The 14,423-nt window shown below is 39.2% G+C and carries 15 protein-coding genes; all 15 read left to right on the top strand.

Translation table 11 applies throughout. From position 1 onward, the window contains the following. Positions 1 to 30 precede the first annotated feature (30 nt). The 15 genes from KO561_RS12010 to mreD all read left to right on the top strand — a co-directional run bounded on the left by KO561_RS12010 (position 31) and on the right by mreD (position 14,390). Positions 31 to 1,788: a sensor domain-containing diguanylate cyclase gene (locus tag KO561_RS12010; protein ID WP_231093493.1), complete on the top strand. Its 1,758-nt coding sequence runs from the start codon at positions 31 to 33 to the stop codon at positions 1,786 to 1,788. A 78-nt stretch (positions 1,789 to 1,866) separates the two neighbouring features. After that, positions 1,867 to 3,480, top strand: a complete 1,614-nt coding sequence (locus tag KO561_RS12005; protein WP_231093492.1) for a GspE/PulE family protein — start codon at positions 1,867 to 1,869, stop codon at positions 3,478 to 3,480. Positions 3,481 to 3,492: 12 nt separating this feature from the next. Continuing rightward, the gene (locus KO561_RS12000) at positions 3,493 to 4,533 is read left to right on the top strand and encodes a type IV pilus twitching motility protein PilT (protein WP_231093491.1); all 1,041 of its coding nucleotides are present in this window, start codon (positions 3,493 to 3,495) and stop codon (positions 4,531 to 4,533) included. Position 4,534: 1 nt separating this feature from the next. Continuing rightward, entirely contained in the window at positions 4,535 to 5,734 is a 1,200-nt protein-coding gene (locus KO561_RS11995; protein WP_231093490.1) for a type II secretion system F family protein, read from the top strand. Between the two features lie 87 nt (positions 5,735 to 5,821). Continuing rightward, positions 5,822 to 6,229, top strand: coding sequence for a prepilin-type N-terminal cleavage/methylation domain-containing protein (locus tag KO561_RS11990; protein ID WP_231093489.1), 408 nt, complete (start codon positions 5,822 to 5,824; stop codon positions 6,227 to 6,229). A gap of 73 nt (positions 6,230 to 6,302) precedes the next feature. After that, positions 6,303 to 7,055 carry a prepilin peptidase gene (locus KO561_RS11985; RefSeq protein ID WP_231093488.1) on the top strand — a complete coding sequence of 251 codons (753 nt, stop codon included), beginning with the start codon at positions 6,303 to 6,305 and terminating at the stop codon, positions 7,053 to 7,055. Between the two features lie 10 nt (positions 7,056 to 7,065). Continuing rightward, a complete protein-coding gene (gene pilM, locus KO561_RS11980) occupies positions 7,066 to 7,950 on the top strand; it encodes a type IV pilus biogenesis protein PilM (protein WP_231093487.1) in 885 nt (294 codons plus the stop codon). Between the two features lie 18 nt (positions 7,951 to 7,968). Beyond that, a complete protein-coding gene (locus KO561_RS11975; RefSeq protein ID WP_231093486.1) occupies positions 7,969 to 8,496 on the top strand; it encodes a PilN domain-containing protein in 528 nt (175 codons plus the stop codon). Continuing rightward, a complete protein-coding gene (pilO, locus tag KO561_RS11970) occupies positions 8,483 to 9,049 on the top strand; it encodes a type 4a pilus biogenesis protein PilO (protein ID WP_231093485.1) in 567 nt (188 codons plus the stop codon). The genes KO561_RS11975 and pilO overlap by 14 nt, the downstream gene beginning before the upstream one ends. A 140-nt stretch (positions 9,050 to 9,189) precedes the next feature. Beyond that, positions 9,190 to 10,146, top strand: a complete 957-nt coding sequence (locus tag KO561_RS11965; protein WP_231093484.1) for an SPOR domain-containing protein — start codon at positions 9,190 to 9,192, stop codon at positions 10,144 to 10,146. A gap of 185 nt (positions 10,147 to 10,331) precedes the next feature. Beyond that, positions 10,332 to 10,922 (top strand): Maf family protein, encoded by a 591-nt coding sequence (locus tag KO561_RS11960; RefSeq protein ID WP_331000786.1) that lies wholly within the window; start codon positions 10,332 to 10,334, stop codon positions 10,920 to 10,922. Positions 10,923 to 10,942: 20 nt separating this feature from the next. Continuing rightward, a complete protein-coding gene (gene radC, locus KO561_RS11955) occupies positions 10,943 to 11,632 on the top strand; it encodes a RadC family protein (protein ID WP_231093483.1) in 690 nt (229 codons plus the stop codon). A 284-nt stretch (positions 11,633 to 11,916) separates the two neighbouring features. Next, positions 11,917 to 12,957 (top strand): rod shape-determining protein, encoded by a 1,041-nt coding sequence (locus KO561_RS11950; RefSeq protein ID WP_231093482.1) that lies wholly within the window; start codon positions 11,917 to 11,919, stop codon positions 12,955 to 12,957. A gap of 18 nt (positions 12,958 to 12,975) precedes the next feature. Continuing rightward, positions 12,976 to 13,854, top strand: a complete 879-nt coding sequence (gene mreC, locus KO561_RS11945) for a rod shape-determining protein MreC (RefSeq protein ID WP_231093481.1) — start codon at positions 12,976 to 12,978, stop codon at positions 13,852 to 13,854. Next, positions 13,854 to 14,390 (top strand): rod shape-determining protein MreD, encoded by a 537-nt coding sequence (gene mreD / locus KO561_RS11940; protein ID WP_231093480.1) that lies wholly within the window; start codon positions 13,854 to 13,856, stop codon positions 14,388 to 14,390. Before mreC ends, mreD begins: the two co-directional genes overlap by 1 nt. Positions 14,391 to 14,423 lie beyond the last annotated feature (33 nt).

The following is a 14,423-nucleotide window of genomic DNA, read 5'->3' as shown; positions in this document are numbered from 1 at the left end:
CTATAGTCCTTAATTTTTGGGAAATAGTGGATGAGTAGAAGGGGAGTAGTAGATATGGTGCCGAAGAGTAAACAAGTTGCACTATGGCTAGCGTGGTTGTTGATATGGCCATGGGCTATTTGGATGATTTATCAGGCTTGGACTCCTGTCAACCTGCAAGGACAATGGATAGCGATCCTTTCTTTCGGGCTATTAATGTCTGTTGTAGCTGCTTTTCCACTAATCGTAAATAATATACCGATTTTTTTCGTTCACGGAATTAGCTTTGCTGTCTTTTTAAGCTTTGGCCTTTTTGTTGAAATCATTTTGACACAGATCGCATTGGTTGTGTTGATGTTAAAACTACGCGTTGGAACAAAAGAGTTATTTCGTTATCCATTAAATATGCTCATGTTTCTAAGTGTGTCTGTTACCGCTGCCTATACGTTTGAACTATTAGGTGGAGACGTTAACTCCGTTTCTACTCAATCTCTAAACTCATTATTGCCGGTAATAGGATATGTGATTGCGACTTTTTTAACAAATCAAATCTTATTAAAGTTCTTTCAAAAGATTGTTTATGGAGTAAACTTGAAATGGTTCGACAAAGGCATTGCCTGGGAATTTATGACGAGCCTAATCGTTCTTCCTGTAGGATTTGTTTTGTACTTAATGTATGGGGAAATTGGAGTTGCCGCGGTCTATTATGTTGGCGTTCCATTTATTAGTATTTCGGTTATTCTAATGCTCTACTATTCCACCCAAAGCGTAAACTATTACCTGCAAAAAACTAGTGAAATTGGGCACAAATTAACAGAGCAGCTGGAAATGAATGAAGTCATCGACCTATTTATTGAAGAAATTACTTCGTTGCTACCAATCGATTACGTTTTAATTTATGATGTGACGGATCAGACGTATTTAAAATTAACTCGCTTTTATGATATAGAGAAAAAAATGGATTTTCCAGAAAAAGATCGCCTGTTTAAGTTTGAGTCTGTAAGCGGTCATGTTTGGGGAAGTCAGAGGGGAGTTCATTTCCATTCCAATAAGGAATGGAATAAAATGAAAGATGTAGCACTCCCTATTTCAACAGAAAGTTTGATTTCTTTACCGATTGAAAGAAATAATCAAATTACGGGTGTTCTAACCATCCTTTCCAAAAAACGAAGGGCATTCGAGAAGTATCAATTCATGCTCGTGGATATTCTTATTAACTATTTAGCAGTTGCGATGGGAAACGCTCGTAGCTATGAAGAAACAAAGACGAAAAGTGAACGTGATTCGCTTACCCAATTGTACAATTATAGATATTTAGAATCCTATTTGCAGGCTATGACGGACTGTCCGAAGCCGGTGAAGCCAATATCCTTAATTTTGTTAGACTTAGATCATTTTAAACAAGTGAACGATACGTATGGACATCAAAGTGGAAATGAAATTTTACAAGAATTAGCGAAAAGATTAACAAAGGTGGTTGGATCGGCGAATCTAGTTGCTCGGTACGGTGGAGAAGAGTTTGTCGTTCTCCTTGAAAATACTCCACTAGAAGAAGGACGGGAAGTTGCGGAGAGAATCAGAACGGTAATTGCAGATATTCCATTTGTCGTCGCCCAACACATCTTAGTGCAGGAAGAAGCGGTATCGGTCAATATTACGGCTAGTATAGGAATGGCTACTTATCCAAATAACTGTGAAGACCCAATAGAATTGATTAGACATGCGGATCGTGCGATGTATGTTGGTGCCAAACAAGCTGGTCGAAACCGAGTAGCTGTCTATGAACAAGTAACAACCGAACCCATTTAAAAACTCTAGAGCCCCTAGGGTTTTTTATCACGTAAAACGAGGACTTCATGTTAGGGACAAGGTCAAGGAGGCTCATCTATGAAGAAAAAGCTAGGAGATCTATTAAAAGAGTCTGGTATTTTATCAGAAGAAGATATCATCAGAGCATTAGAATATAAAAAAGATGGGCAAAAATTAGGGGATGTTTTGCTGGAACGAGGACTTATTACCGAGGAGCAGCTGATACAAGTACTAGAATTTCAACTAGGCATTCCTCGTATTGCCTTGCAGCGATATCCAATAGATCGTGAAGCTTTGACCTATGTTTCCAAAGATTTCGCTAAAAAAAACCTACTTATTCCGATTCAAGTTAAAGAAGGCACGATTACTGTCGCCATGAATGATCCTATTGATTACTATGCCATTGACGACTTGGAGCTTTCAACTGGACTACAAGTCTCTCCGGTTATGGCAACAAAACAAGAAATTATCAATGCAATTCACCAATATTATAGCGGAGACAGAAATCGAATCATGGACGAAGAAAATGATAACGAAGCACCTGCAATTCGTTATGTGAATCAGATTCTAGAAAGAGGAATCACATTAGGCGCAAGCGATATCCACATAGACCCTAGTAACGAAGAAATCACGGTTCGCTACCGTGTGGACGGCATGCTTCGGACAGATCGAATATTGCCAAAGGATGTCCAGAATTCCCTTACGGCACGTATAAAGATTCTTGCTGATTTAAACATTACTGAATCCAGACTCCCCCAAGATGGTAGGTTCCGAACTACTATTCATAAAACGGCAGTGGATGTACGTATTTCAACCCTTCCTACTGTATATGGAGAAAAGATAGTATTACGCTTATTAGATTTGTCTCACGTCCTTAAAAAATTGACGGAGATTGATTTTAGCCAAGATATTCATCAATCATACGTTCAATTAATAGAAAAACCTTCTGGATTAATCCTTCTCACAGGTCCAACAGGGTCAGGTAAAACGTCGACACTGTATGCATCTATTCATTATTTAAATAATGAGCAAGTGAATATTGTCACCATCGAAGATCCAGTTGAATTCCAACTTCCTGGCGTGAATCAAGTACAGGTCAATCAATCGATTGGATTAACTTTCGCCAAAGGCCTTCGGTCCATCTTAAGGCAAGATCCCAATATCATTATGGTAGGAGAAATACGAGATAAGGAAACGGCAGAAATTGCCGTTCGTGCTTCGTTGACGGGTCACCTTGTCTTTAGCACCCTTCACACGAATAGTGCGGTAGGTGCAATCCCAAGGTTACTAGATATGGACGTAGAGCCATTTCTCGTTGTTTCCTCGGTTTCCGGCATTATGGCGCAACGATTAGTGCGCCGAATATGTCCTGATTGTAAGAAAGAGCGTCCATTAACTTCTGTAGAGCAAACCCTTTTTACTAAATACAATTTAAATGTGGACACTGTCTCCTTTGGACAAGGGTGTGAGCGTTGCAAACATACGGGGTATCGAGGACGAATGGCTATTCATGAACTACTAGTCATTGATGATAAAGTCAGAGAAATGCTGATGAATCATGCTTCTGTTTCAGCGATTCGTGACCATCTTAGAAATAGTAGTATGGCATTTCTCGTTGAAGATGGATTGCAAAAGATAAAAGATGGCTGGACCACAATTGAAGAAGTATTACGTGTTACGATGGAAGAATAGGAGGAACGAATCATGAACCGTTTTGACTCACTACTAACAACTGCTCATCAATATAAAGCATCTGACATACATCTCACGGTTGGATCAAAGCCTGTCTTCCGTGTTAACGGGGATTTAAAGTTTTCCGAAGAGGAGGGGGAATTGAAACCGAAAGATACCGAAGAAATGGTGCAGTCTGTCCTTTCAGAAGAACAGTGGAAGCTATTTTTGGAAAAGAAGGAGCTCGATCTTTCTTATGGAATTAGAGGGGTTTCTAGGTTTCGAATTAATATCTTTCACCAAAGAAACTGTATATCGATCGCTGCGCGAATCATTCCATCCTCGATTCCGTCTATTGACGATTTACAGCTACCAAGTATTTTAAAAACGATTGCCAAAAGCCAGCATGGATTAATCTTAGTAACTGGACCAACAGGAAGCGGAAAAAGTACAACGTTAGCTTCTATGATTGATTATATGAACCAGCACTTGTCCAAACATATTATTACGTTGGAAGACCCGATTGAATATTTGCACTCCCATCAGCGTAGCATTATTGATCAACGTGAGGTTGGATTTGATACACTATCTTTTTTTAATGGGTTGCGTGCCTGCTTAAGGCAAGATCCTGATGTCATTTTAGTTGGGGAAATGCGCGATTGGGAAACGATTTCGACTGCCATTACGGCAGCGGAAACCGGCCATCTCGTTCTAGGCACTCTCCATACAACAGATGCCGCATCGACGATGGATCGAATAATAGATGTGTTTCCTTCCCAACAAAAGGATCAAATTCGAACACAGCTTGCTAATGTTTTGGAGGCTATTATATCTCAGAGACTACTTCCGACAGCTGATTACTCGGGTAGACGAGCTGCAACTGAAATTTTGCGAAACACTGTTGCGATCAAAAACTTAATTCGTAATGATAAAATGCATCAGATCCCTAGTTTTATGCAATCGTCTAAGGATCAAGGCATGCACACCTTGGAAATGAGCGTGAAGCAATTACTCCAACAACGCGTTATTTCCGAGGAAATCGCATTGCCCTTCTTAAGTGGAAGAGGTGCCTAGCATGTACTATCGCTACAAAGGAAGAAACAAACACGGGAAGCTTAAGACTGGAAAGATTCATGCGTTATCAGAAGAAGACGCTCTTGAAATCCTGCAGGATAGAAACTGGACTATCTTTGACTTATACCCTTTAGATTCTATTTTATATAAAGATGTAACGATATTTTCACAAGTGAAACAAAGGGAGCTTATTCTTTTTTTAAGACAAATGTCCACTCTGATGAAGGCAGGAATAAGTCTGGCAGAAAGCACATCTATTCTATTAGAACAGACGAACAACCGCTTTTTTAAAGAAGTCTTGTTTGCGATCAAGATGGACTTAGAGGCTGGTCAACCGTTATCCCGTGCAGTAGAAGAACATCCAAAGGTGTTTCCAGAATTACTCGTCAACATGTTCGTTGCAGGGGAAGTAAGTGGTAATTTAGATGAGATTCTAGAAAATATGGCGCTGTATTATGAGAAACAATATCGACTGAAACAAAAAGTAATGGCTGCATCGCTTTATCCAGCAGTAGTTGGAAGTGTTGCCTTTCTAATCACGATGTTTTTATTTGCCTTTATTTTACCTGTCTTTGAAAACATGTTTACATCAATGGAACAGGAATTGCCCGTTTATACGAAGGTTTTATTACAAATATCTGACGTATTTCAACAAATTTGGTGGGTGATTTTATTAATTTTAGGATTACTTGTCGTTTTATATGGGTATATAGACCGCAGGACAAAATACTCAAAACAATTGGATCACTTTAAACTAAGAACACCTATCTTTGGTTCTTTCTATCATAAATCCTTATTAGCGAGAATGACCAGGACCTGGAGTGTACTCTTGAAAGGGTCAACTCCTATTCTCCAGTCATTAAAAATAACCGAAGAAATTGTGAAAAATGAGGTCATGCAAGACGTATTAAGTCAGGCTCGCGACTCTATCGAAGAAGGAGAGTCGATGGTTAAACCTATGGAAAGGCATTGGTCTTTCCCGCCTTTATTAACGCAAATGGTTGCGATAGGTGAACAATCTGGATCCTTAGATGAAATGCTAGAAAAAGTAGCAGATTTCTATGAAGATGACTTGGATTATGCCTCCGAGCGTCTGAAGGCAGTACTAGAGCCACTTATGATTGTCATTCTTTCCGTTGTAGTTGGGGGTATCGTCATGGCTATCGTTATTCCGATGTTTTCGTTTTTCGAGAGTTTTTAATGGAATTCCCATTCAATAGAAACTTTATAGTATAATAGTCTTAGAACAGTAATAGAATTTATTATAAATGGGAAGGGAGTAAGTCTTATGTTACAAACATTAAAGAAATTGTGGAAAAGAGAACGAGGATTTACGTTAGTAGAGTTGCTTGCGGTTATTGCTATTTTAGCGATTATTACTGCGATTGCGATTCCGGGGATTTCGACTATAATTACTAAAGCAAAAGGTGACGTGACAGAATCACAAGAGGAACTCTTTGAGGAAGCTGCAAGATTAGCGGATGCTAATGGTTTGGCTGTAGAGGATGTAAATAATGGTAACAATAAAGGATATGAAATAGACACACTTATTACTAATGATTATATTGAAAATGATGAAGACCTAGCAGGAAATTGGGATGGAGCTTATGTTTTAGTTGAAAATGGAGAGTACACATTTAATGCTAAGGGTACAGATGCGGATGATGATTCAGATGACGACAATGATGGAGATTAATCGGTTGACGAATAATCCTGAAATGGGTTCCTATTAGGGACCCGTTTCAAATATATATAGGAGACATGCCAACATGCAAACCATTATAGCAATTTACTATTTTCTATTAGGCACACTATTTGGCTCTTTTTTTAACGTAGTCGGCTTAAGAGTTCCAACTAAAACCTTTTTTCAATCCCAACGTTCTCAATGCCCGTCCTGCTCTAATCCTTTGCGCTGGTTTGAGTTAATACCCATCCTTTCTTTCGTTATTCAATCAGGGAAATGTCGCCATTGTGCTACCCCCATTTCAAAACTATATCCTCTCATAGAAATTTCTACTGGCTTTTTATTTTTATTTACCTATCTTCACTTTGGCTTTCAGCCTACTTTATTAGAAGGGTTACTTCTTGTGTCTCTAATAACCATTATTATCGTTTCTGATTTGAAGTACATGTTGATCCCCAATCGAATCTTAATCTTTTTTCTGCCACTGTTTTTGGTTTATTCGATGTGGCAACCGGACACACCTTGGTTATCAAAGATACTCGGAGCTAGCGCGGGATTTGTTATAATTGCAATCGTAATTCTCGTTAGCAAAGGTGGGATGGGGGCGGGAGATATGAAGTTATTTGGAGTACTCGGATTTGTACTTGGCCTAAAAAATATCTGTATCGCATTCTTCTTTTCTACAATAATTGGAGCTATTGTAAGTGGACTGCTCCTTTTGTTTCGTTTGATCCATCGGAAGGAACCGGTACCATTTGGACCATTTATTGCGGTTGGAGCATTAATTAGTTACTTTTTTGGAAATGACATTTGGTACTGGTATGTACATATAGGATGAGGTTGATAACATGTGGAAAAAGAAACGAGTAAATCTAGCCATTAAAGATCACGTATTGCGATACGCAATTGGACAAGGTTATTCTTCCAATGCAACGACTCATTTGGGGGAAGAGCCGTTGCCAGAAGGTGTTATTGTAGATGGAAAAATAGAGGATCCAAAGGCATTGTTAGACATTGTGAAAAGTCTTGTAAAGCGAGAAAAGTGGACAAATCGCACGCTTTATTTTTGTATTCCTGACTCCTTTATTACTTTTCGTGAGATTCTCGTTCCACTTGAGTTAGAGCGACATGAAATTCGTGGGTATGTAGAGCTTGAATGGAAGGATAATCATCCTTTTCCTTTTACAGATCCAATTTTTGATTATGCACCCTTAGAGGAAGTAGACGGAAAGCGAAGGGTATTGCTAGTAGCTTATCCAAACAGTATCATCCATCCGTACAAGGAAGTGTTTGAACAAGCTAACTTGAAGCCGAAGGTGGCAGATGTTACCGCCTTTTCCTTGTATCGTTTGTTCGCCCATTTAGATAAGCATAAACGTGAGGAAAGTCTGTTGACGATTCAATGGGGCTTCGGCTCCATTGTATTGGCAGCTTTTTACGGAGGGATTCCTGCTTTTATTCGTTCTATCAAACATACAGATGATCAATCGGACGGAATATCTTCAGACACATTGTTAGCAATAGAAAGATTTATGGACTTTTATCAGTTTTCTATCAAAGAAGGTTCGCAACAAATTTCTCGTATTTTATTGATCGCAGAAGACCAAAATGTAACACAGATTAAAGAGCGTCTGCAAGCCCAATTCTCCATACCAGTAGATACATTTGAAGCGGATCTTCAGCCAGTTAAACAACATTTTAGCGATGTGTTAGGTCTAATGACAAAAGCTTAACTAGAAAGGGAAAAAGTCATGATTGAGATTAATTTACTTCAAGCCTATCAAAAAAGAAGAAGAAGTCCCTTACTAGTAGTGACAAGTTGCTTGGTTACTTTTCTACTTCTGATTTGTGCTGTTCTTTGGTGGCAAACTGCAACATTAGAAAGAGAATTAGAGCAACTGGAAACGGAGAGAGAGCAACTTAACTCGGAATCAGAGATGAAAGAAAACGAAGAAATGAAGGAAGAGATAAGTCAGCTCGAACAACAAATAGAGCAGATCGAAGAAACTTCCTATGATGTTACGCCTATCGTTCAAATATTAGTTTCATTGCTTCCTAACGAGGGGGAAATGACTTCTTTTCAACTCATCTCCCAAACTATTGAAATGAATGTGGATGTGAATAGTCTCTCTTCTGCAGCAGATTATTTAAGAAACGTTGAAGAAGAGGAAAGTTTCAGCGATATCCGTCTTTTAAGCATTACTCAGGATGGATCCATCTACCATGCGGTTTACCAAGTGGACTTTCAGGTAAGGGGTAATCAAGATGAAACGGAATAACAAGATAATCCTTCTGTCAGCTTTTATATTGCTTATCGGTATTGGGTTCTACTGGCTTGGCCATCAGTGGTTAGTAACCCCTTTGAAGCAAGAAATCACCACGATAGAAGCTGGTATAACAGAAAAAGAAAGTAAGACAAACCCCGACAAAGAAGAGCAGCATTCTTCTAATAATTGGGAAACTCTAACTGAGAAGCTTCCTTTAGACGACCAGGTTGATCAATTAATAGACGAATGGAATGCCATTTCAAAACAAACGAAGGTAAATATAGAAAATATAGAGTCGACGACAATCAATGACGATTCAGAACTAGAAACAACGGCTTCTACGTTACCAGCAAATACGAGATCCATCTCTTATTTACTCACTATATCTGCTAATAGCTATGCTAATCTGAATGAATTCTGGCAGGCAATAGAAAACATGAATCGAATCATGCAAGTTGATCAAATGGACTATTCTAGACAAGGCGATATAGGATTTGCATCCGCTACATTGATCGTTACGGCATACTCGGCGGAAGGATATAATACGTTAAACGAGATAGACTAACATGATATTCGTTGAAGGCTTTTGTAAAATGAGGGCACACTTTGTTGAAAAGCTTTGTTGGTTGTTTGACAAAAGTCGTCTTACATTTTATCTCTCTTATGATAGAGTGAACAACAAATCTATCGAAGTGAGGGAATAGTGTGAGTAAAGATAAATCAATTTCGATTCGAATGAACGGAAAGAAAACATTCTCTTCCTCTCGGGATAAGAAGGAAGATTTGGAACAGAAAGAATGGAAAAGTGGCTTTAAGGAGCAAGCAGCAACGATGGCAAGCAGCTTTGATCCAGATGATTTAATGGAATTCGAAAAAACCTATGATTTGGAATCCGAGGAATGGAGACCGCCACACAAGTCCAAGAAAAAGCCAGGCATTCCTCCTGTTTTTAAAATATTTGCTCTTGCAGCGGGTGCTGCTGTTTTGGTGGGAGTTACCCTAGGGTTTATTATGCTAAAAATGTTTGCTGGTATTGAAGAAGGGACGCAAGAAAAAGCTACGACTACAACGACGCAAACAACAAGCGATACTTCTGACCAAGGGGTGTCTTCAGGTGAGGGCTCTTCTGCAACAGGTGAATACACGACAGATCCGCTAGCTGCAACGGTTGTACAGGCAGGCGTGTTTTCCAGTAACGACAATGCCTCCAAACGAACTTCGAAGATTGAATCATCTGGATATGCGGCTATGGTTTGGCAGCAAGGCGAGCAATTCTATGTGTTAACAGGGTTAGCCAGTTCAGAAACAGCTGCAAATACTCTATCACAGTCCTTGACGTCAAACGGTGTGGAGTCGATTGTTAAACCATGGGAAACGACATCTGCAACCGCTAGTCTCTCTGAAAAAGGAACGGAATGGGTCCAACAATTCCCACAACTATGGAAAGACTCTTTGGCTTTGGTAGGAAGCGGTGAAGAGAGTAAAATACAAAATAGTTGGAAGGAATGGATTGGCGCTTTTCCAGAAGGTGCGGGGGAAAAAGCAAAAGCATTATTTACTGCTGCACAAGGCGTTGCAGAAGGTGGAGAACAAAATAGGAGCAATCAAATCCAAATCGACATGCTAAAGGCATTATATCAATATCAACAATTAAGCAAATAATAGAGGGAGGCAAACTTCAATGGTTTGTCTCTTTTTGTATATGTAACTAGGGTAATTATCAAAAGAGATCAACAGAAATTTAATCTTTTCCCGTCCATCCTTCCTTATTTCATTGTTTTTCCCTTTTGCTTCTTGCTTCCATTCATTTTATACTAGGACAAAGATTAAAGAACGGAGGTACCATCTTGAATCCATTAATCCTAGCATCATCCTCTCCAAGAAGAAAAGAACTGTTAGAACAAGCGGGTTTTGATTTCCAAATTCGTACGTCTAACGTAGATGAATCTGCTATACAACAACCTAACCCGCGAAAATTGGTAGAAGCTTTGGCAGTATGGAAGGGCGAAGCAGTTCCCATTCAAGATAACGAAGTAATCGTTAGTGCGGATACCGTAGTTAGTATGGGCAATCGCATACTGACGAAACCAAAAAATGATCAGCATGCGTTACAAATGCTTGCCTCCTTAAATGGGCGTAAACACGACGTCTATACCGGAATTATGATCCGTTCCGCTAATGTTAGAACGGTATTCAGTGTTTCAACAAGTGTTATGTTTTGGGATCACTCGAAAGAAGATCTTGTTGGTTACGTAGAAACAGGGGAACCGTTGGACAAAGCAGGAGGATATGGGATCCAGGGCATTGGGGCATTCTTAGTTAAAGAAATTGTTGGGGATTATTATAATGTTGTAGGGCTCCCAATATCCTCTCTTGTTCGAAAACTGAAATCATTTGATGTTTATCCTCGTCATTCTCATACTGTTAAACTTAAGTAGCAAAGGAGCTGGAAGATAGGTTGTCCAACTTAAACATAACTTTAAAAGATGTTCCCAAGCAGGATCGACCACGGGAGCGTCTGTTAGAATTAGGTCCAAAAACGTTATCCAACCAAGAGCTATTAGCGATATTGCTTGGTACAGGAAGCAAGGAAGAATCGGTGGTAGCACTCGCTCAACGTATTCTTATGCATTTTGAAGGGTTATCTCTTTTAAAGGACTGTACGATTGAAGAATTAACCGCTATTAAAGGAATTGGTACAGCAAAAGGAGTACTCATCCTATCGGCCATCGAGCTCGGGAAAAGAATGCATCAGTTTAAGGTTGAAGATCGTTATGTCATTCGAAGCCCAGAAGATGGAGCGGATTTTATAATGGAAGAAATGCGTAACTTAAATCAAGAACATTTCGTTTGTATTTTTTTAAACACGAAGAATCAAGTCCTTCACCGACAAACGATTTTTATCGGGAGCCTCAATGCTAGCATCGTACATCCCCGTGAAGTATTTCGAGAAGCCGTTAAACGCTCCGCGGCCTCTATCATTTGTGCACATAATCATCCCTCTGGTGACCCCTCTCCTTCCCAAGAAGATATCCATGTAACCAAACGTCTTGTTGAATGTGGAAAAATGATTGGTATTGAATTATTGGACCATTTAGTTATTGGTGATCGAAAATTTGTTTCTTTAAAAGAAAAAGGATACTTATAAGTACTATCTATTTTAAACAATATCTCGTATAATTATATAGACAAACGAACCGGACTAGCGCCATATTTCAAGTTTTTCGTTGAAATTGGCGCTTATTCTCATTCGTTCCATTCTTTTGATAAGAAGGTCAAGCACATAACTACGAATGGGATATATTGCATGTAATGAACCGATTCTTTATAGTGAAACGTACATATAATTAAGGTAGATGGAAAAAGTGCTATATTCCCATATCAGAGTGTATCAATTCGACTAGAGTTTACTGACAAGAAAGGGAGATCAGATTGGGATTTTTTAGTTTATCACAAGACTTAGGAATAGATTTAGGGACAGCTAACACCCTAGTTTTTGTTAAAGGAAAAGGAATCGTTGTTCGAGAGCCTTCTGTTGTAGCAAGAAACACGGCAACTGGAGATATTGAAGCCGTGGGTAGTTCAGCACGTAATATGATTGGAAGAACCCCCGGTAATATCTCGGTAATCAGACCGATGAAGGATGGAGTTATTGCCGACTACGATACAACGGCAGCCATGATGAAGTATTACATTAAAAAAGCACAGCGTAATCGTTCTTCTTTTGCCAAAAAACCAAACGTAATGGTGTGTGTGCCGTCAGGCATAACAATGGTAGAAGAAAGAGCCGTTATTGATGCGACCAAACAAGCCGGAGCAAAAGAAGCGTTTCCTATCGCAGAACCTTTTGCGGCAGCAATTGGTGCAGGATTGCCAGTGTGGGAACCAACTGGTAGTATGATTGTTGATATTGGGGGGGGAACGACAGAAGTAGCGATTATCTCTCTAGGTGGTATCGTAACAAGCCAATCCATTCGGGTAGCCGGAGATGATATGGACGAATCGATTACCCAATATATCCGTAAAAACTATAACCTCATGATTGGTGAGCGTACTGCAGAATCCATTAAAATGGATATTGGATCTGCAGGAAAACCTCTTGAAAATGAAGAAATGGATATTAGAGGTCGAGATCTCATTACTGGCTTACCAAAAACGATTACGATTACAGCTGAAGAAATCGCCAAGTCGTTACAAGATACGGTAACTGCTATCGTGGATGCAGTCAAAAACACCTTAGAAAAAACACCGCCAGAATTAGCTGCAGATATTATGGATCGTGGTATTGTTTTATCAGGTGGAGGAGCTTTGCTTCGTAATCTAGATCAGGTGCTTAGCGATGAAACAAAAATGCCTGTATTTGTTGCAGAGGAACCACTGGATAGTGTTGCTATTGGAACTGGAAAATCTTTAGAATATATCCACCATTTTAGATCACAACCAAATGTTTCATCACGTTCTAGTTTGGATTAAATAAGTAGGTGTTTATAGATGTTGTTTTTTAGGAGGAAGCGACTTTTCATCATCCTAATTGGTTTTATTATCCTCGTTGGGTTAATTGGATTTTCCTTTCGAGACCGAGATAAAGTGTCGACAGTCGAAGAGTTTTTACACGATTCTGTCGGTTGGCTTCAAGGAATTGTTCATAGACCGGTAGAGTTCACCACAGGATTGTTTGAAAATATTGATGAGATTAAAACGGCCTATAAAGAAAACCAGCTGTTGAAAGAACGCTTAGCTCAATATAAAAATTTAATACACGAGAATCAAGAGCTCAAACAAGAAAATGAAGAACTTCTAAGCACATTGGATAAAACGAACTCATTAAGAGACTTTGCAGCTATACAAGCTTCTGTTCTTGCCAGAAGTCCTGAAAAATGGTTTGAACAGGTTACAATCAATAAAGGGAAGCAAGATGGAGTAAAAGCAAATATGGCTGTTATTACAGGAGAAGGAATGGTCGGAAAGATTCAAACTTCGTCCGAATTTACATCAACCGTTCAGTTGTTAAGTGGGTTTGATTTATCTAACCGAATTTCTGTCACGGTAAAAAGAGAAGGACAAAAAAATGGGGTACCCGGCTTAATTGAAGGATTTAACAAGGAAAAAAACGCCTTGCTTTTAAAAGAAATAGAGTATAACTCCGACCTGAAGAAAGGGGATGCCGTACTTTCTTCTGGGCTAGGGGGAATGTTCCCAAAAGGATTGCCGATTGGTACAATTGAAGAAGTTGCACCAGATAAGTATGGCTTGACCCAGATTGCTTATGTAACACCTGCAGCCGACTTGAAGGATTTGGATCATGTCATCGTCGTAGACCGATTAATGGAAGAAACGGATACGGATGAAGCGGTGGAAGGGGAGGAGTAATGAAACTATTCTATCTCTCAATCACGACACTCTTTTTATTAGTCATTGAAGGGGTTGCCACCGATTTTTTACCGAACTACTTTGTCGAAAAAGACTGGTTTATCATTCCGCATTGGCAACTCACCTTTCTAATCCTTGTGGCCATATTCTATGATCGAGAGGATACGTATTATTCGGTGTATTTGGCAGCGCCTTTTGGATTAATTACCGATATCGTTTACACAAGCGTTTTAGGTGTCCACATGTTTGTTTATGCGCTAATTGCCTATGCCATACACGGATTAAAAAAATTATTACACACGAATTTTTTCGTAGCGGTTCTTTTGACTTTACTAGGTGTTGGTGTAAGTGATGTCGCTTTTTACATTATCTATTCATTTGTTGGGGAAAGTAGTCTTCTGTGGAGAGAGTACTTTATGATTAGATTATTACCGACGCTAGTAGCTAACCTTTTATTTTTATTCCTGTTATACCCTATAATGAAAAATAAACTAGTAAAATGGTCAGACGATCGTTTTGAGAATTCAAGTCTTTGATTTTTAAGGTAACAAGAGGCAAACTAATATTGA

It is taken from the genome of Radiobacillus kanasensis (assembly GCF_021049245.1).
In the GTDB taxonomy this organism is placed as follows: Bacteria; Bacillota; Bacilli; order Bacillales; family Amphibacillaceae; genus Radiobacillus; species Radiobacillus kanasensis.
Note: the sequence above shows the minus strand (reverse complement) of the source record. Positions and strands in the feature narration are given on the sequence as shown.

Bases quoted from the DNA above. Each gene is read 5' to 3' on its own strand.
- mreD (WP_231093480.1), top strand. From the start codon at position 13,854: ATGAAACTATTCTATCTCTCAATCACGACACTCTTTTTATTAGTCATT.
- pilO (WP_231093485.1), top strand. From the start codon at position 8,483: ATGAAACGGAATAACAAGATAATCCTTCTGTCAGCTTTTATATTGCTT.
- KO561_RS12000 (WP_231093491.1), top strand. From the start codon at position 3,493: ATGAACCGTTTTGACTCACTACTAACAACTGCTCATCAATATAAAGCA.
- KO561_RS11990 (WP_231093489.1), top strand. From the start codon at position 5,822: ATGTTACAAACATTAAAGAAATTGTGGAAAAGAGAACGAGGATTTACG.
- KO561_RS12005 (WP_231093492.1), top strand. From the start codon at position 1,867: ATGAAGAAAAAGCTAGGAGATCTATTAAAAGAGTCTGGTATTTTATCA.
- KO561_RS11985 (WP_231093488.1), top strand. From the start codon at position 6,303: ATGCAAACCATTATAGCAATTTACTATTTTCTATTAGGCACACTATTT.
- pilM (WP_231093487.1), top strand. From the start codon at position 7,066: ATGTGGAAAAAGAAACGAGTAAATCTAGCCATTAAAGATCACGTATTG.
- KO561_RS11975 (WP_231093486.1), top strand. From the start codon at position 7,969: ATGATTGAGATTAATTTACTTCAAGCCTATCAAAAAAGAAGAAGAAGT.
- KO561_RS12010 (WP_231093493.1), top strand. From the start codon at position 31: ATGAGTAGAAGGGGAGTAGTAGATATGGTGCCGAAGAGTAAACAAGTT.
- mreC (WP_231093481.1), top strand. From the start codon at position 12,976: ATGTTGTTTTTTAGGAGGAAGCGACTTTTCATCATCCTAATTGGTTTT.
- KO561_RS11995 (WP_231093490.1), top strand. From the start codon at position 4,535: ATGTACTATCGCTACAAAGGAAGAAACAAACACGGGAAGCTTAAGACT.